General features: G+C 59.3%; 15 protein-coding genes and 1 pseudogene. 7 read left to right on the forward strand and 9 right to left on the reverse strand.

The genetic code is table 11. The annotated features are described in order from the left end of the window. Positions 1 to 100 precede the first annotated feature (100 nt). Both gcvT and gcvH read left to right on the forward strand, forming a co-directional pair. On the forward strand, positions 101 to 1,183 hold the full coding sequence (gcvT, locus tag NL123_RS01410) for a glycine cleavage system aminomethyltransferase GcvT (RefSeq protein WP_494357090.1): 1,083 nt from the start codon (positions 101 to 103) through the stop codon (positions 1,181 to 1,183). Positions 1,184 to 1,236: 53 nt separating this feature from the next. Further along, positions 1,237 to 1,620: a glycine cleavage system protein GcvH gene (gene gcvH / locus NL123_RS01415; protein ID WP_058426466.1), complete on the forward strand. Its 384-nt coding sequence runs from the start codon at positions 1,237 to 1,239 to the stop codon at positions 1,618 to 1,620. A gap of 42 nt (positions 1,621 to 1,662) precedes the next feature. Here the strand turns inward: gcvH and NL123_RS01420 are convergent, their stop codons facing one another. From NL123_RS01420 to NL123_RS01450, 7 genes are all read right to left on the reverse strand, one after another. Further along, positions 1,663 to 2,802 (reverse strand): DegT/DnrJ/EryC1/StrS family aminotransferase, encoded by a 1,140-nt coding sequence (locus NL123_RS01420; protein ID WP_458958315.1) that lies wholly within the window; start codon positions 2,800 to 2,802, stop codon positions 1,663 to 1,665. 158 nt (positions 2,803 to 2,960) lie between these two features. After that, complete coding sequence (locus NL123_RS01425; RefSeq protein ID WP_248485220.1) at positions 2,961 to 3,626, reverse strand: outer membrane protein; 666 nt, start codon at positions 3,624 to 3,626, stop codon at positions 2,961 to 2,963. A 187-nt stretch (positions 3,627 to 3,813) separates the two neighbouring features. After that, positions 3,814 to 4,128, reverse strand: a complete 315-nt coding sequence (locus NL123_RS01430; protein WP_003176799.1) for a DUF2388 domain-containing protein — start codon at positions 4,126 to 4,128, stop codon at positions 3,814 to 3,816. Between the two features lie 69 nt (positions 4,129 to 4,197). Continuing rightward, positions 4,198 to 4,644, reverse strand: a complete 447-nt coding sequence (locus tag NL123_RS01435; protein ID WP_071490443.1) for an NfeD family protein — start codon at positions 4,642 to 4,644, stop codon at positions 4,198 to 4,200. A 10-nt stretch (positions 4,645 to 4,654) separates the two neighbouring features. Continuing rightward, complete coding sequence (locus tag NL123_RS01440) at positions 4,655 to 5,575, reverse strand: SPFH domain-containing protein (protein ID WP_010207363.1); 921 nt, start codon at positions 5,573 to 5,575, stop codon at positions 4,655 to 4,657. Positions 5,576 to 5,652: 77 nt separating this feature from the next. Beyond that, positions 5,653 to 7,332 (reverse strand): GspE/PulE family protein, encoded by a 1,680-nt coding sequence (locus NL123_RS01445; RefSeq protein WP_494357091.1) that lies wholly within the window; start codon positions 7,330 to 7,332, stop codon positions 5,653 to 5,655. Between the two features lie 83 nt (positions 7,333 to 7,415). Then, positions 7,416 to 7,754 (reverse strand): ACT-like domain-containing protein, encoded by a 339-nt coding sequence (locus NL123_RS01450; protein WP_248485217.1) that lies wholly within the window; start codon positions 7,752 to 7,754, stop codon positions 7,416 to 7,418. A 127-nt stretch (positions 7,755 to 7,881) separates the two neighbouring features. On the opposite strand from NL123_RS01450, the gene NL123_RS01455 reads away from it, so the two are divergent. Next, entirely contained in the window at positions 7,882 to 8,352 is a 471-nt protein-coding gene (locus NL123_RS01455) for an Lrp/AsnC family transcriptional regulator (RefSeq protein WP_010207358.1), read from the forward strand. Positions 8,353 to 8,462: 110 nt separating this feature from the next. Here the strand turns inward: NL123_RS01455 and NL123_RS01460 are convergent, their stop codons facing one another. Further along, on the reverse strand, positions 8,463 to 9,830 hold the full coding sequence (locus NL123_RS01460) for a CYTH domain-containing protein (RefSeq protein ID WP_248485215.1): 1,368 nt from the start codon (positions 9,828 to 9,830) through the stop codon (positions 8,463 to 8,465). Between the two features lie 158 nt (positions 9,831 to 9,988). On the opposite strand from NL123_RS01460, the gene argE reads away from it, so the two are divergent. Both argE and argA read left to right on the forward strand, forming a co-directional pair. Then, positions 9,989 to 11,137 carry an acetylornithine deacetylase gene (gene argE, locus NL123_RS01465; RefSeq protein ID WP_494357092.1) on the forward strand — a complete coding sequence of 383 codons (1,149 nt, stop codon included), beginning with the start codon at positions 9,989 to 9,991 and terminating at the stop codon, positions 11,135 to 11,137. A gap of 135 nt (positions 11,138 to 11,272) precedes the next feature. Beyond that, on the forward strand, positions 11,273 to 12,574 hold the full coding sequence (argA, locus tag NL123_RS01470; protein ID WP_058426475.1) for an amino-acid N-acetyltransferase: 1,302 nt from the start codon (positions 11,273 to 11,275) through the stop codon (positions 12,572 to 12,574). Between the two features lie 74 nt (positions 12,575 to 12,648). Here the strand turns inward: argA and NL123_RS01475 are convergent. Then, a pseudogene (locus NL123_RS01475) lies at positions 12,649 to 13,204 on the reverse strand (ABC transporter substrate-binding protein); the annotation flags it as partial. A 370-nt stretch (positions 13,205 to 13,574) separates the two neighbouring features. Here NL123_RS01475 and NL123_RS01480 point away from each other — a divergent pair. Both NL123_RS01480 and NL123_RS01485 read left to right on the forward strand, forming a co-directional pair. Next, positions 13,575 to 14,945, forward strand: coding sequence for an OprD family porin (locus tag NL123_RS01480; protein WP_248485211.1), 1,371 nt, complete (start codon positions 13,575 to 13,577; stop codon positions 14,943 to 14,945). Between the two features lie 291 nt (positions 14,946 to 15,236). Further along, on the forward strand, positions 15,237 to 15,875 hold the full coding sequence (locus tag NL123_RS01485) for a peroxiredoxin (protein ID WP_058426478.1): 639 nt from the start codon (positions 15,237 to 15,239) through the stop codon (positions 15,873 to 15,875). Positions 15,876 to 16,048: the final 173 nt, after the last annotated feature.

The raw sequence follows: 16,048 nt of genomic DNA on the forward strand, positions 1-16,048 counted from the left end.
TGGAGCGGGTCGCTGGACGTGGCTGCAGGCCTTGTGAATCAAGGTGTTCAGCGCGGACAGTAGCTCCGCGCACCTTCGCCAAGCCCGGAAGGAGAAACCCATGGGACAGCGTACGCCTCTGTATGACCTGCATCTCGCCCTCGGCGCGAAAATGGTCGATTTTGGCGGTTGGGATATGCCTCTGCACTACGGCTCGCAAGTTGAGGAGCACCATCAGGTGCGACGCGACTGCGGGGTGTTCGATGTATCTCATATGACCGTGATCGATGTCAGCGGCCCCCAGGCCAAGGAATGGCTCCAGCACCTGCTGGCCAATGATGTCGAACGCCTGCACGGCTGCGGCCGTGCGTTGTACAGCGCCATGCTCAACGAACAGGGCGGCGTGGTGGACGACATGATTGTCTACCGCACCGAGGCCGCTTATCGGCTGGTGGTCAACGCTGCCACCCGCGACCAGGATATGGCCTGGATGCAAGCGCAACTGGGCGACTATCAGGTGCAACTGCATGAGCGCCCCGAGTTGGCCATGCTGGCCATCCAAGGTCCCCACGCCCGGCAAAAGATCGCCGAACTGGTCACGCAATCGCGCAGCACCCTGATTCACCAGCTCAAGCCCTTCGAAGGCCACGCCGATGGTGACTGGTTTATCGCACGCACGGGTTACACCGGCGAAGATGGCCTGGAGATTGTTTTGCCCGCTGATCAGGCTCCGGGCTTTTTCAATGACCTGGTGGGCGCTGGTATTTCACCCATCGGCCTCGGCGCCCGCGATACCCTGCGCCTGGAAGCGGGGATGAACCTGTACGGCCAGGACATTCACCAGGAGGTTTCGCCCCTGGCATCGAACATGGCCTGGAGCATCGCCTGGGAGCCTGCCCAGCGTAATTTCATTGGCCGCGCCGCGCTGGAAGCAGAAAAAGCAGCCGGGGTGCAGTTCAAGCTGGTCGGGCTGGTGCTGGAAGAACGCGGGGTTTTGCGCGCTCACCAGGTGGTTCGTATCGCCAATATTGGCGAAGGGGAGATCACCAGTGGTAGTTTCTCTCCTACGCTGAGCAAATCCATTGCCCTGGCGCGTGTACCGACGGCAACCGCTGATCGGGCCGAAGTGGAAATCCGCGGCAAGTGGTACCCGGTTCGAGTGGTCAAACCGACCTTCGTGCGCCATGGCAAAACCTTGATCTAACCAATTTCCGGCAGGCCAATGGCCGCTGACATTACTTCTTGAGGACACAGATTATGAGCGATATCCCTGCCGACCTGCGTTTTGCCGAAAGCCACGAATGGGCACGCCTGGAAGCTGACGGCACCGTGACCGTCGGTATTTCCGACCATGCTCAGGAAGCGTTGGGTGATGTGGTGTTTGTTGAGTTGGCCGAAGTGGGCGCCCAGTTTGACGCTGCTGGCCAGGCGGGTGTGGTTGAGTCGGTCAAGGCCGCCTCGGATATCTACGCCCCGGTTGCAGGCGAAGTGATTGCCGTCAACGAAGAACTGAGTGGCAGCCCGGAGCTGCTGAACTCTGATCCCTACGGCGCTTGGATCTTCAAGCTCAAGCCAAGCAACCCGGCTGACCTGGACAAATTGCTGGATGCTGCCGGCTACAAAGCCGCCATCGGCGAGTGATCCTGTTGCGGGAGCCGGTTATACGGCTCCCGCAATGTGTTTTCAGGGCTGTAGCACCGCCTTCACGGCTGCCACCGACCGCTCCACATCCGCCTCTGTCATCGCTGTAAACATCGGCAACGACACGATCAAACGCCCCACTCTCTCCGCCACCGGGAACATGCCTTCCTTGAACCCCTGTGCCCGATAAAGGCTCAGCAGATGGATCGGCGGGTAGTGATAGCCAATGCCGACGCCATGAGCCTGCATCTGCTCCATGAAGGCGGCGCGGGCTGGCAGACCGTCTTGACGTTCCGGCAGCACCAGTTGAAACAGGTGCCAGTTGCTGTTCTCGAAGTCTGCCGGCGGCAGTTGTGCGCCGTACTGCTCTTCAAAGTCACTGCCAAAGCATTTGAAGTAGTGCCGCGCCAGGTTCTGGCGGTGAGCAGTGATCTGCTCGATATGGGCAAATTGCCCCAGGCCAATGGCGGCGGCGATGTCGGTCATGTTGAACTTGCCGCCCAATACATCCACGTCGAGGCCGTCGAAGCCGGTGCGGGTAACGCCCTGCAGGCGGTATTTTTCCGCCAGCCGTGCCTCTTCGGCGTTGTTCAACACCAGGCAGCCGCCTTCGGAAGAGGTGATGTTCTTGTTGGCCTGGAAACTGAACGACACAAAATCCCCGGTGGCGCCAATACGCTCGCCATCCCAGCTGGAACCCAGCGCCTGCGCCGCATCTTCGATAATGCGCAGGTTGTACTTGTTCGCCAGTGCATACAGCATCGGCATATCCAGGGGCAGGCCGGCCAGGTAAACCGGGATGATCGCCTTGGTGCGCGGGGTAATCGCCGCTTCCACCTGGGACAGGTCGATATTGCGGGTCACCGGGTCAATATCGGCAAACACCGGCGTAGCGCCCACTTCCAGGATCACGTTGGCCGTGGCCACCCAAGAGATTGGCGTGGTGATGACTTCATCGCCCGGACCGATGCCGGCAATGCGCAAGGCAATCTCCATGGTGCAGGTGCCCGAGTTGAAGGTGCGCACCGGCCGACCGCCAAAGTACTCCGACAACTGCGCCTCGAATGCCTGGACCTTCGGCCCGCTGGTGATCCAGCCCGAGCGCAGTACATCGCCGACCGCTGCAATGGTGGCTTCATCAATGGTGGGTTTGGAAAACGGCAGGAAGGGCAGTTGGCTCATGACGACGAAGGCATCCGTTTCAGGTTGGCGATGAGTAAGCGAGGTATCAGTACCGGCATGGTTGCACGGCTTGACTGAATATAGCCTGTCATCTGTGAATGAATCGTCACTATTGAGCCGAAGAATGCCACGTCGAAGGCGGCATTCTTCGCAAATAATCAGAAGGCAAGCCGCGCTTCCAGGAACATGTTCTGCTCCTTGAGTTTGCCTTTGAGTTGCTCATCCCGTGCATTTGCGCGGTTCGTGAAGGTGTTGTAACCGGTTTCGACGTCGCCCATGGCGGTGTAACGATAACCCGCCCCTAACGTGAGTCGCTCACTGGCCTTGGCCTCCAGCCCAATACCCAGGCTATAGGCAAGGTTATGTTGGCGGTTGCTGGCAAAACGACGGGTCTCAATGGTTTGATAACCTTCGGACTCAATGCGTGCGATGCCCACACCGGCCATACCGTAAAACGATAGCCACTGGTTGATCGGGATATCTTTATAGCCGTTGAGCATCAAGCGCTGGCTCTGCACATGCAGGCTGTTGACGTTGGCATTGAAGGGGGCCCAGTAGGATTTGAAGGTCGAACTGTTTGGCATCGTGTACTCCCCTTCCAGGCGCCAGCCATTGGCGAAGGCATAGCCTGCGGCGAAAGAGGCCACGAATGCTTTGCTGCTATCCGGGGCGTCCACCCTGTCCGTCACGCGCGGGCTGGTGAGCAGTGAACTGGAGAGGTTCTGGCGAGCGTTGTTGAATTTGGCTGATCCGTACCAGCTTTCTGCCTGGGCGTAGGCGGTGGCAAATGCAGAGAACAGCAGTGCGTAGGCAATCTTGTGCATGGGCAGTGATTCGCTTTGTTCAAAAAGGAATCCTTAGCTTGTGGCCCGGCAGAGTGAGGCTCGACAGGACTTCTCTGTATGCAGTTGGGAAAACAGCAATGCTTGTGTAGTGCCCAGCGATGATGACCGTAGGAATTGAGGACAAAAAAATGCCGCTGTTAACAGCGGCATTTTTATTGAGCCCGAGTTATTCGGTGACTGCATTTTTCGCGAGGATAGCGTTGGCCAGCTCCATGTCCGTGGCCTGCAGGCCAGGGTTGTCGGCGCGGACTTTCTGCATCGCGGCTTCCAGGTATGGGCCACGGATGCCGCCATCGCTGGCAACGAAGCTGCCGGCGTCGTCTTGGGCGGCGACCACCAGCTTGTGGTCCTTGAACGTCAGGTATGTCGAGCCGGTGGTGGCGCCCGACGAGATGACATTGCGCCAGAAACTGTCGGCCATGGCTGATCCGACAGGGAGGGAAAGCACAGCAAGGGTTGCGACAGCATATTTGAGACGCATGATGGGTGACTCCGGGTGGGTTATCTGTACTTTATGATTGTAGTTAGCCCAACCGAGTTCCATCACTGACTAAACAGTTTCAACCCTTAACACCACGCCTTCCTGGCCAACCACCCGCACTTGAGCGCCTACGGGGCTGTCCGGGCCGGTCACCATCCATACGCCATCACCGACTTTTACCTTGCCCCGGCCATCCACAATCGCCTGGTGCACCACGAAGGTGCGGCCGATCAGCTCGGAACCGCGCTCGTTGAGACCCGGCTGGTCGCTGGCCTTGGCGCTGCTGCGCTGACGCTTCCACCAGTACACCGCCGTCATTATCGACAACACGGCAAACAGCAGAAGTTGCCATTCCAGCCCCAGGGGTGGCACCAGAAACTTGATCACGCCCACGGCGGCCGCGGCGATACCCATCCACAACAGGTAACCGCCAGCGCCGAATACCTCAAGAATCAGCAGTACTGTGCCCAGTGCCAACCAATCCCAGAACGACAGATGCTGCAGGAAATCCCACATGGCGCTGGCCTCAGCCTTTCTTGTTGTCGAACGTTGCCTTGACGATCTCGCCGATACCGCCAACTGCGCCGATCACCTGGCTGGCCTCCAGCGGCATCAGGATAACCTTGCTGTTGTTGGCCGAGGCCAGCTTGCCCAGGGCGTCGATGTATTTCTGTGCGACGAAGTAATTGACCGCCTGCACGTTGCCTGATGCGATCGCTTCCGACACCACCTGTGTGGCGCGTGCTTCGGCTTCGGCCTGACGCTCACGGGCTTCGGATTCAAGGAACGCCGCCTGCCGGCTACCTTCGGCCTCGAGAATCTGTGCCTGCTTCTTGCCTTCGGCAGTCAGGATCGCCGAGGCGCGCAGGCCTTCGGCTTCGAGGATCTGCGCACGCTTGATCCGTTCGGCTTTCATCTGGCCCGACATGGCGGCCATCAGGTCGGCAGGCGGGCTGATGTCCTTGATCTCGATACGGGTGATCTTGATCCCCCACGGCGCGGTGGCTTCGTCCACGGTCTTCAGCAGTTTTTCGTTGATGCCGTCACGCTGGCTGAGCATGGCATCCAGTTCCATGGAGCCGAGCACGGTACGGATGTTGGTTTGCAGCAGGTTGCGGATGGCGTGTTCGAGGTTGTTGACCTCGTAGGCGGCCTGGGCGGTGTTTACCACCTGGAAGAAGCACACGGCGTCGATCTGCACGGTGGCGTTGTCGGCGGTGATGACTTCCTGGGGCGGGATATCCAGTACGCTTTCCATCACGTTGATCTTGCGACCGATGCGGTCCATGACCGGGATGATGATGTTCAAGCCAGGCTTGAGGGTGTTGGTGTAACGGCCAAAACGCTCGACCGTCCATTGGTAGCCCTGGGGGACCACCTTGAAGCCCATGAACAGGATGGCGATGGCCAAACCCACGAAAAGAAGCAGTACGGTTCCGATCTGCATAGCGATTCCCTATCTGATGGTGTCAGTGAAACGACGTTGGGCCGATTGTAACGGTGTTGTCACCGATAAGAACGGTTTCACTGCCTGACAAACAAAGGATTTGTTACCGAATCCCCGGGAGTCACCCGCAAGACTTCCGCCATCGTGGTGACCCCCGCCGCGACCTTCTGCATGCCGGCCATGCGCAAGCTGCACATGCCGTGGGTAACTGCGGCCTGGCGCAGGGCCTGCACATCGGCCCCAGGCGTGATCAATGTGTTGAGCGCTTCGTTCAAAACCATGATTTCGTAAACGCCGGCCCGCCCCTGATAACCGCTGTGTCGACATTCAACGCACCCGACTGCTTCATGGGCGTCACCCAGAGACCGCTTGCAGTGCGGGCATAAGACCCGCACCAAACGCTGCGCCATTACGCCGAGCAAGGTGGCCTTGATCAAATAATGCGCAATGCCCAGTTCCTGCAAGCGGCTGATGGCGCTGGGCGCATCGTTGGTATGCAGGGTCGACAGCACCATGTGCCCGGTCAATGCGGCCTGGATCGCCATTTCGGCGGTCTCCTGGTCGCGGATCTCGCCGATCATGATGATGTCCGGGTCCTGGCGGAGCAGGGCGCGGATGCCGCTGGCGAAGGTCAGGTCGATATTGTGCTGCACCTGCATCTGGTTGAACGCCGGCTCGACCATCTCGATCGGATCTTCCACGGTGCACAGGTTGACCTCCCGCGTGGCCAATTGCTTGAGCGTGGTGTAGAGGGTGCTGGTCTTGCCTGAACCGGTAGGGCCGGTAACCAGGATGATGCCGTTGGTCTGGCTCGTCATGGCTTGCCAGCGTTGCTGGTCCTCAACCGATAAACCAAGCTGGTCAAAGCCCTTGAGCAGTACTTGTGGGTCGAAGATCCGCATCACCAGCTTTTCGCCAAACGCCGTGGGCAAGGTGGACAGGCGCAGCTCCACTTCCGCTCCGGTCGGGCTTTTGGTCTTGACCCGACCGTCCTGGGGCCTGCGCTTTTCCGCCACATTCATGCGGCCCAGGCTTTTGAGGCGGCTGACCACTGCCATCGTGACCTGGGGCGGGAACTGATAGACGTCGTGCAACAACCCGTCGATACGAAAGCGCACACGGCCCTGTTCTCGGCACGGCTCAATGTGGATATCGCTGGCGCGCTGGCCGAAAGCGTATTGCAACAGCCAGTCGACGATGTTGACGATATGTGCGTCGTTGGCATCCGGCTCCTGGTCGCTGGCGCCGAGGTTGAGCAGTTCGTTGTTGCCCGGTGCCGCAACTTTTTGATCGGCGCCGCTGACGGACTTCGCCAGCCGGTAGAACTCGCCGATACAGCGCGTTATGTCCTGGGGGTTGGCGACCACACGCTTGATCGAGCGCTTGAGCACCTGCGCCAGCCCGGCTTCCCAACTGGTGACGTGTGGCTGGGCGCTGGCGACGGTGACCGTCTGCGCGTCCACCGCCACCGCAAGGATCGAGTGGCGTTGGGCGAACGCGTGGGACATGAGCGGCACGACCGTCGCCACATCGATCTTCAACGGGTCGATACGCAGGTACGGTTGCCCGGCATGCTGGGCCAGCCATTCGGACAGGGTTTCCAGGCTGGGGCCAAGGGCTGCGATGCGTTCCAGGGGATGCAAGGTGTTGCTGGCCGGCAGCGCCGACAACTGCTGTGCAACTTCTGGGGTGATCAGTCGCCCTTCAAGCAAAGCCGGCAGCAGTTGATGCAGTTCCAAGCGTTGATCAACCGGCATGAAGGTTTTCCTGAGGGCAGTGGGCGTAAATCCCAGGCTAGCCAGCCCCTGGATATCTTCCTCCCGGCGTGTATTGCAGGTTCTTACTGAGCGACCGCCACCACTGCCAGAGGCCCCGCGGCATCAGCCGACCACACGTCCAGCGCGCACACGCTGATCAGGTTTCGAATCTTTTCACCGATCACCTGGGCGCGGTGCCAGCTCAGGCCGTCCATGACGATGCCGATGTTCAACAGGTCTTCTTCGCGGTTGACCGTGACCTGTTGCGGCGTGAGGCATTGCAGGGCGAAGTAGTTAAGTACCCGGCACACCACGTCGGGCTCCGCCTCGGCGACGATCTGGTAATGCGCCTGGCAATGGGCGTTGTTGACGGCCCACGCATCGACGCGGGTAGCGGGGTGGTTGGTTTCGACGGCGTGCATGGGAAAGCTCCAGATTCGACTGGAGAAATTTTTACATTCGCCACCGGAGATTTCTTATCTAAGATGGGCCTGTTTTGTAAAAAATCGAATCAATCAATTCAGAATAAGTGCGATGGAGGGTATTTATATGCACAGCGAGTTGGACGCCTACGACCGCCGTATCCTGGCCCTGTTGCAAGAAGACGCTTCTCTCTCCAGCGCGCAGATCGCCGAACAGGTGGGCCTTTCCCAGTCGCCTTGCTGGCGACGCATCCAACGGCTCAAGGAAGAGGGCGTGATTCGCGGCCAGGTGACCTTGCTGGATCGCAAGAAGATCGGCCTCAACACGCAGATATTCGCCGAAGTGAAACTCAACGCCCACGGTCGTTCCAACTTCACCGAGTTCACCGACGCGATTCGCGGGTTTCCGGAAGTGCTGGAGTGTTATGTGCTGATGGGGGCGGTGGATTTTCTACTGCGCATCGTCACCTCGGACATCGAGGCGTATGAGCGGTTTTTCTTCGAGAAGCTGTCGATGGTGCCCGGGATTCAGGAGGTCAATTCGATTGTGGCTTTGTCCGAGATCAAATCCACCACCAGCCTGCCAGTATTGCGCTGACAGGGATGGCCTCATCGCGGGCAAGCCCGGCTCCCACATTGGATTGGGTTCACAGATTTCTATGTGTGAACCCAGTCAGTGTGGGAGCGGGCTTGCCCGCGAAAGCGTCCTTACAGGCGCAACAAGGTCTTCCACGCCCGGTTCTGATACACCGCAATCGCCTGATGCATCCGCGCATCCAGCGACTCATCGGTGATCGGCTGGTTGGCCAGTTGCACCAACTTGTTCAGCTCGCCGTACAGACGGTCCAGTTCGGGAATGTCGACCACCTGACGCGCATGGTGCAGCCAGGCCTGGATACGCTCGATGCGTGGCAATTGCTCGGCCAGGTCTTCCGGCTGTTGCTGGTAGCGCGGCAGTTGCAGGGCGACGGCATCGTCGGCCAGCAGGCGCGGCAGCCAGTTGGTGATTTGCGCGGCGCCTTGGCGGTTGCCACGCACGTTGCGGTCCGCGGTCCAGGTGCGGGCCAGCAGCCAGCGTGAAGCGTTCAGCGAGAACAGGCCCCAGCGCACGTCGTCCAGTTCTTCGGCGAACTGCTCCGGCGCGGCTTTGCGGATGTCTTCGTCGTCATCGCCGGCCTGCACCAGTGGGCGCCAGTCTTCCAGCAAGGCATCGAGTGCGCTGCGCAGTTCGCTGGTGGACTGACGCGGTGCCGCCTGGCCGAGGCTGCCGACCAAGGCACGCAGTTCGCCGAGGTTGTCGACCCAGTCTTGCAGCAGGCGCCAGTGGCCATTGAAACGGTATTGCTCGGCCAGGCGCTGGCTGCTGCCCAGCAGGTGCCACATGATCGCGGCGAAGGCGTCATCCAGCGGCATTTCGGCGTGCAACTGTGGCGCCGGAAGGCTCAGGGAGTAGCTGCTGGCGTCGTACAGGCGGTAGCCGCGCTCGGCCTTGCTGATATCGCACGGCATCAACGCCAGGGTCGCGGCCAGTTCGGCGGCCAGTTCCAGCAGGGCAGACGGTTCGCCTTCGCGCAGTTCCAGTTCCAGCTCGCAGATTTCTTCTTTCTGCTTGCCGACCACCACGTGGCCCAGGTCCAGGGCGGCTTCGATCACCACCTTGGCCTTGCCGCGCCCCCAGGCGATTTCGGCGCGCTCACGCACGAAGTCGGTGGTGAAGATCGGCTTGAGGGTCTTTTTGTCCAGCTCGGCCAGTTGCTCGGGCCAGCATTCGCCGTCGAGTTTCTTTACGTCGAGCTTGGCTTTGGGCAGTTCCCAGTTGTATTCGTTACGTTCCGACAAGCCGGCGACGCTCTGGCCACGGGTCTTGAGGGTCTGGATGATGTCGTCACCGTCCTTGCGCAGGCGCAGGGCGACTTTGGCCTGGGCCAGGTCGCGCTCGGGAGTGTCGAAGTACTGGTTCATCAACTCACGGCGTTCCCAGCCACTTTTGTTGCGTTTTTTCAGGAGCGGGTGCTCACGCAGCGCGGCGAGGGTCTCGCGGCTGACGCGGAGCTTGATTTCAGTTTCTTTTTGCATGGCCGGAACATCCAGGATCGGGAGCGCAGCCGGGTAAAAGAGTGGCTGCCAAGGTCGTGCAGTGTACAGGACTGAGCCCGGCAACGTGCCGCAACGGTTTATTGTGTCGTGCAGATGGCTCTATAGTGAGGTTCATCCGGGAAGTCGAGAGGCCGAGCATGCCGTTACCGTCCATGAAAGAGCAGTTTGCCGCGCTGATTGCTGCGCCATCCGTGAGCTGCACCCAGGCGTCTCTCGACCAGACCAACCGCCCGGTGATCGACTTGCTCGCCGCTTGGCTGGGGGATCTGGGTTTCGCCATCGATATCCAACAGGTCAGCCCCGGCAAGTTCAACCTGTTGGCCAGTTACGGCAGGGGGCCCGGTGGCCTGGTGCTGGCGGGGCATAGCGATACCGTCCCCTACGACGCCGCATTGTGGAAGACCGACCCGCTCAAGCTGACGGAAGTTGACGGCCGTTGGGTAGGATTGGGCAGCTGCGACATGAAGGGTTTTTTCGCGCTGGCCATCGAAGCGGTGTTGCCGCTGCTGGATCAGCCGTTCAAACAACCGCTGCTGATTCTCGCCACCTGTGATGAAGAAAGCTCCATGTCCGGCGCCCGCGCACTGGCCGAAGCAGGCCGCCCGCTGGGCCGCGCAGCGGTGATCGGCGAGCCGACTGGCCTCAAGCCGATCCGCCTGCACAAAGGCGTGATGATGGAGCGCATCGATATTCTTGGCCAAAGCGGCCATTCGTCGGACCCGAGCCTGGGTCACAGTGCCCTCGAAGCCATGCACGACGCCATCGGCGAATTGCGTGGCCTGCGCCTGGCCTGGCAGCGCGAGTACCGCAACCCGCAGTTCAGCGTGCCGCAGCCGACCATGAACTTCGGCTGTATCCACGGCGGCGACAACCCCAACCGCATCTGCGGCCAGTGCTCCCTGGAATTCGACCTGCGCCCACTGCCGGGCATGGATCCCCAGGTGCTGCGCGACGCCATCCGCCAGAAGCTCCAGCCGTTGGCCGAGCGCCATCAGGTCAAGATTGACTTCGCGCCGCTGTTCCCCGAAGTACCGCCCTTCGAGCAACCGGAGGACGCCGAACTGGTGCGGGTGGCGGAACGATTGACCGGCCATCGTGCCGAAGCAGTAGCGTTCGGCACCGAAGCGCCTTATCTTCAGCGCCTTGGTTGTGAAACCCTGGTGCTCGGCCCCGGCGACATCGCCTGCGCGCACCAGCCGGGCGAATACCTCGAAATGTCACGCTTGACGCCTACAGTGCGTCTATTGCGGGAACTGATCGAACATTACTGCCTGAAACCTGCATAAATTAACCCCTGCCTGTTCGTACATAGAAGGAGAGTGAGCGTGTCGCCAAGCCTGTTCCGACGATAACCATCAGCCCGCCGTGCGCTTTCACGAATCATCCTTTTTCGGCTGCTTTTTATTACAGGCCCAGGTTCTATGCCCGACTACGTTAACTGGCTTCGTCACGCGTCCCCCTACATCAATGCCCACCGCGACTGCACCTTTGTGGTCATGCTGCCCGGCGACGGTGTGGAGCATCCCAACTTCGGCAATATCGTCCACGACTTAGTGCTGCTGCACAGCCTGGGCGTGCGCTTGGTACTGGTCCACGGTTCGCGGCCACAGATCGAAGTGCGCCTTGAAGCGCGTGGCCTGATCCCGACTTACCACGAAGGCATGCGCATCACTGACGCGGCGACGCTGGAGTGCGTGATCGACGCGGTCGGCCACCTGCGCATCGCCATTGAAGCTCGCCTATCGATGGACATGGCCTCGTCGCCGATGCAGGGCTCGCGCCTGCGTGTAACCAGCGGTAATTTCGTGACCGCACGTCCCATCGGTGTATTGGATGGCGTGGACTACCACCACACCGGCGAAGTACGCCGCGTAGACCGCAAGGGCATCAACCGCCTGTTGGACGAACGCTCCATCGTGCTGCTGTCGCCGTTGGGCTACTCGCCGACCGGGGAGATCTTCAACCTGGCCTGCGAAGACGTCGCCACCCGCGCCGCCATCGACCTGGGCGCCGACAAGCTGCTGTTGTTTGGCGCCGATATGGGCTTGATCGATGAAAATGGTCGCCTGGTACGCGAGTTGCGCCCGCAACAGGTGCCGGCTCACCTGCAACGCCTGGGCAAAACCAACTATCAGGCCGAATTGCTCGATGCCGCCGCCGAAGCGTGCCGGGGTGGAGTAGGGCGCAGCCATATTGTCAGCTATGCCGAAGACGGCGCCTTGCTCACCGAGCTGTTTACCCGGGACGGCGGCGGTACGCTGGTGGCCCAGGAGCAATTCGAGCAGGTGCGCGAAGCGGCGATTGAGGATGTCGGCGGTTTGCTTGACCTGATCAGCCCGCTGGAAGAGCAGGGCATCCTGGTACGCCGTTCGCGGGAAGTGCTGGAGCGTGAGATCGAGCAGTTCAGCGTGGTGGAGCGCGAAGGCATGATCATCGCCTGTGCGGCGCTGTATCAGATTGCCGATTCGGACGCGGGTGAGTTGGCTTGCCTGGCAGTGAACCCGGAGTACCGTCATGGCGCACGTGGTGATGTGTTGCTGGAGCGCATCCAGGCCCGTGCCCGGGCGCAGGGGTTGAAGACCTTGTTTGTCCTCACCACCCGCACCGCCCACTGGTTCCGTGAGCGGGGGTTTGAGCCGAGCAGTGTTGACCGTCTGCCGTCTGCGCGGGCGTCCCTGTACAACTATCAGCGTAATTCGAAGATTTTCGAGAAGGCCCTGTAACCTCGATTTCGGGAACGACTCAGGTCAAAAAATGTGGGAGCAAGCCCGCTCCCACATGGATCAGTTCTCGGACTGATAAATTTGTCAGTCACTAAGGCCAAGTAATCCGGCAGCACCACCTCCACCTTTCCCTTTTCCTTCAAAAACTTTGCCGTGCCGCCTTTTAGCAGCGCATCGGCTTGTTGTGCCTGGGCATCCGGGAATGTCGTGCCTGCCAGCAGCTCAGGAGTGTCTGCGGCGTTGGCGCCTGTCATTTTCGCGATTTTGTGCACCGGTTCCGTATCCACTAATGACAAACGGCGTGGCGATGGTTTTACCGATCAAATCCCTGGGTGCGTCAATGTGGCTGTCATTACGCACCACCCATGCTTCAGAAGTATTGATCTGGGCCGATACGATGAACGCGACGATGGATAGATTCCGCTATGCCACTGCGGCAAGAGGGCTGGAACCGAGGTTGCCGATTCGCAAGTCGCCCGAGGCGATGGCGGTTACGACTTCCGGCCCACTGTTGAAACGGCACTAGGCAATTTTCTCGCCGATGGTCAAATCGGCGGCTTTGACACCAAAAGAAAGTATTAGTGACACAAAAACTGTAACAAATTGACGGGAGGATGTGCGTTTGGCCATGATGGCGTCGCCTTTTTGATCGTGGGTGACGTATGCAACAGTACGGCCACACTAAACGATCTAAAAAAGCGCTAACAAATACCTTTTAGGCATTAGCTTATGGAGTGGGTCGTCTACCCTGACGGGTCCGCGTCATGAAAAGGCTTATTCCCGAATCGTATGAAAAAGAATGAAACAATTCTTTTTGGGTGTATGAAAAACTCATTACCCTGCAGGGACCAAATCAACTGCGATTAGACGAAGGTAGTAGACACACAAGGTTACGATTGACTTGGTAGTCACTATCTGGCGCTAATCGGGCATCTGTGGATCGAGGGCGTCAGACCCGAGACCAAAGAAATACAAAAATTAGAAATGAGAGGAGCGGTACATGAAGAAGTCAACATTGGCGTTGGCCGTAGCTTTGGCTGCGATTGCCCAGCAGGCAAACTCCGCCGGTTTCATCGAAGACAGTAAGGCAACACTGGGGCTGCGTAACTTCTACATCAACACTGATAACCGTGACGGCCACCCTAACGCCACGTCCAACACACGTAGCAAAAACGCTGAATGGGGCCAAGGCTTCGATCTGCGTTTCATCTCGGGTTACACCCAAGGTACCGTTCAGTTCGGTGTTGACGCGATCGGCCTGTACGGCGTGCGTCTGGATTCGAGCCGTGCTGATCACGGTAACTACACCGGCACCGCTTCCGGCGGCACCATCTTCCCAAGCGACGGCAACAAAGCCGTCCACGATTACGCCAGCCTGGGCGTGACCGGTAAGGTGAAGATCTCCCAGACCGAACTGAAGCTGGGTACCCTGCAGCCAAAACTGCCGGTTATCGTGACCAACGATGGTCGTCTGCTGCCGCAAACCTTCCAAGGTGGCCAGATCACCACCAACGACATCAAGGATTTGACCTTGGTGGCCGGTCAGGTGGAAAAGGCCAAGGGCCGTAACTCCAGCAACAACGAAAACCTGTCGATTGGCGGCGCCAACGGTAGCTCCAACTACAACGCCGGCAAGTTCAGCAACAAGTTCTACTACGCCGGTGGTGACTACAAGCTGACCAAAGACCTGACTGCCCAGTACTACTACGGCAATCTGGAAGACTTCTACAAGCAGCACTTCCTGGGTCTGACCCACAACTGGGCAATCGGCCCGGGCGTTCTGAAGTCTGACCTGCGTTATTTCAACAGCTCGGACGATGGCAAGAACGGCGACACCGCCGCTTACTACTCCAGCGGTAACTACAACAACTTCAACGCCGGTAAAGGCAAGGTCGACAACAACCTGTACAGCGGCCTGTTCCTGTACACCGTTGCCGGTCACACCTTCGGTGGTGGTTACCAAGTCAGCAATGGCAGCAGCGACTTCCCTTGGTTGAACCAGGGTGACGGCTCGTCGGCTTACATCACTACCGACATGCAGATCCAGAAGTTCGCCCGCGCTGGCGAGCGTACCTGGCAAGCTCGCTACGCCTATGACTTCGCAAAAGTCGGTGTACCTGGCCTGACCGCTGGTGTTGTTTACCTCAAAGGCAGCGACATCGACACCATCGCCAACAACAACGGCCGTGCCGAAACCACCGGTCAATCCGAGTGGGAACGCGACATCACCGTTGCCTACGTGATTCCAGAAGGTCCGCTGAAAAACCTCGGCGTTGCCTGGAAAAACGCTATGTGGCGTACCGATCTGGCGAACACCCGTTCCCAGGACGAAAACCGCCTGATCGTCAGCTACTCGCTGCCACTGTTCTAGTAGCGTGACGCTGTTGTAAGCCTGTAAAGCCCTGCCCGGTGCAACACCGGGCAGGGTGTCTTGCTTTCAAGTCGGGCCAAACCCCCGCAGGCCCTTCCTGAACCCCTCTTTGTACAGCGTCTCAAGGCCTTCTCGAACCTTGAAAACGATGTTGCTCCTCGCCTGCACCCACGTCCAATGAACAGATTTTTAATATTCCTTTATCGTCTAGATAAATCGATATTTATTCTTTTTAAATAATCCGCAATCCATGCACAGTGGGCTCCATAAGCACTCATCAGGAGCCACACCATGAGCCTAAGACTGGGCGATATCGCCCCCGACTTCGAACAGGATTCCAGCGCTGGCACGATTCGTTTCCACGAATGGCTGGGCGATAGCTGGGGTGTGCTGTTTTCCCACCCGGCGGATTTCACTCCGGTGTGCACCACCGAACTGGGTTTTACCGCCAAGCTCAAGGACGAATTCGCCCAGCGTGGCGTCAAGGCCATCGCCCTGTCGGTCGACCCGGTGGACTCGCACCACAAGTGGATCGAAGACATCAACGAAACCCAGAACACGGTCGTCAACTTCCCGATCCTGGCCGACGCCGATCGCAAAGTGTCCGACCTGTACGACCTGATCCACCCCAACGCCAGTGACACCCTCACCGTGCGTTCCTTGTTCGTGATCGACCCGAACAAGAAGATCCGCCTGACCATCACCTACCCGGCCAGTACCGGGCGTAATTTCCACGAAATCCTGCGGGTCATCGACTCGTTGCAGCTCACCGACAACCACAAGGTCGCCACGCCCGCCAACTGGCAGGACGGCGATGAAGTGGTGATCGTGCCGTCGCTCAAGGACGAGGAAGAGATCAAGAAACGCTTTCCGAAGGGTTATCGCGCGGTGAAGCCGTACCTGCGGCTCACCCCGCAGCCCAATCGTTGATGCTGAAATCGCCATCGCGGGCAAGCCCGGCTCCCACAGGGGAATACGGTCAACTGTGGGAGCCGGGCTTGCCCGCGATGGCGGCGGTGCATGTACCACAGAATTGAGATGTAAACCGAATCACATAGCAGGGGTTTTCAGGCCGTTTCGACGGCCTTTTTTTTCGCCTGGAG

The sequence above is a fragment of the Pseudomonas sp. FBCC-B1565 genome (assembly GCF_059133265.1).

Bases quoted from the DNA above. Each gene is read 5' to 3' on its own strand.
- gcvT (WP_494357090.1), top strand. From the start codon at position 101: ATGGGACAGCGTACGCCTCTGTATGACCTGCATCTCGCCCTCGGCGCG.
- gcvH (WP_058426466.1), top strand. From the start codon at position 1,237: ATGAGCGATATCCCTGCCGACCTGCGTTTTGCCGAAAGCCACGAATGG.
- NL123_RS01420 (WP_458958315.1), bottom strand. From the start codon at position 2,802: ATGAGCCAACTGCCCTTCCTGCCGTTTTCCAAACCCACCATTGATGAA.
- NL123_RS01425 (WP_248485220.1), bottom strand. From the start codon at position 3,626: ATGCACAAGATTGCCTACGCACTGCTGTTCTCTGCATTTGCCACCGCC.
- NL123_RS01430 (WP_003176799.1), bottom strand. From the start codon at position 4,128: ATGCGTCTCAAATATGCTGTCGCAACCCTTGCTGTGCTTTCCCTCCCT.
- NL123_RS01435 (WP_071490443.1), bottom strand. From the start codon at position 4,644: ATGTGGGATTTCCTGCAGCATCTGTCGTTCTGGGATTGGTTGGCACTG.
- NL123_RS01440 (WP_010207363.1), bottom strand. From the start codon at position 5,575: ATGCAGATCGGAACCGTACTGCTTCTTTTCGTGGGTTTGGCCATCGCC.
- NL123_RS01445 (WP_494357091.1), bottom strand. From the start codon at position 7,332: ATGCCGGTTGATCAACGCTTGGAACTGCATCAACTGCTGCCGGCTTTG.
- NL123_RS01450 (WP_248485217.1), bottom strand. From the start codon at position 7,754: ATGCACGCCGTCGAAACCAACCACCCCGCTACCCGCGTCGATGCGTGG.
- NL123_RS01455 (WP_010207358.1), top strand. From the start codon at position 7,882: ATGCACAGCGAGTTGGACGCCTACGACCGCCGTATCCTGGCCCTGTTG.
- NL123_RS01460 (WP_248485215.1), bottom strand. From the start codon at position 9,830: ATGCAAAAAGAAACTGAAATCAAGCTCCGCGTCAGCCGCGAGACCCTC.
- argE (WP_494357092.1), top strand. From the start codon at position 9,989: ATGCCGTTACCGTCCATGAAAGAGCAGTTTGCCGCGCTGATTGCTGCG.
- argA (WP_058426475.1), top strand. From the start codon at position 11,273: ATGCCCGACTACGTTAACTGGCTTCGTCACGCGTCCCCCTACATCAAT.
- NL123_RS01480 (WP_248485211.1), top strand. From the start codon at position 13,575: ATGAAGAAGTCAACATTGGCGTTGGCCGTAGCTTTGGCTGCGATTGCC.
- NL123_RS01485 (WP_058426478.1), top strand. From the start codon at position 15,237: ATGAGCCTAAGACTGGGCGATATCGCCCCCGACTTCGAACAGGATTCC.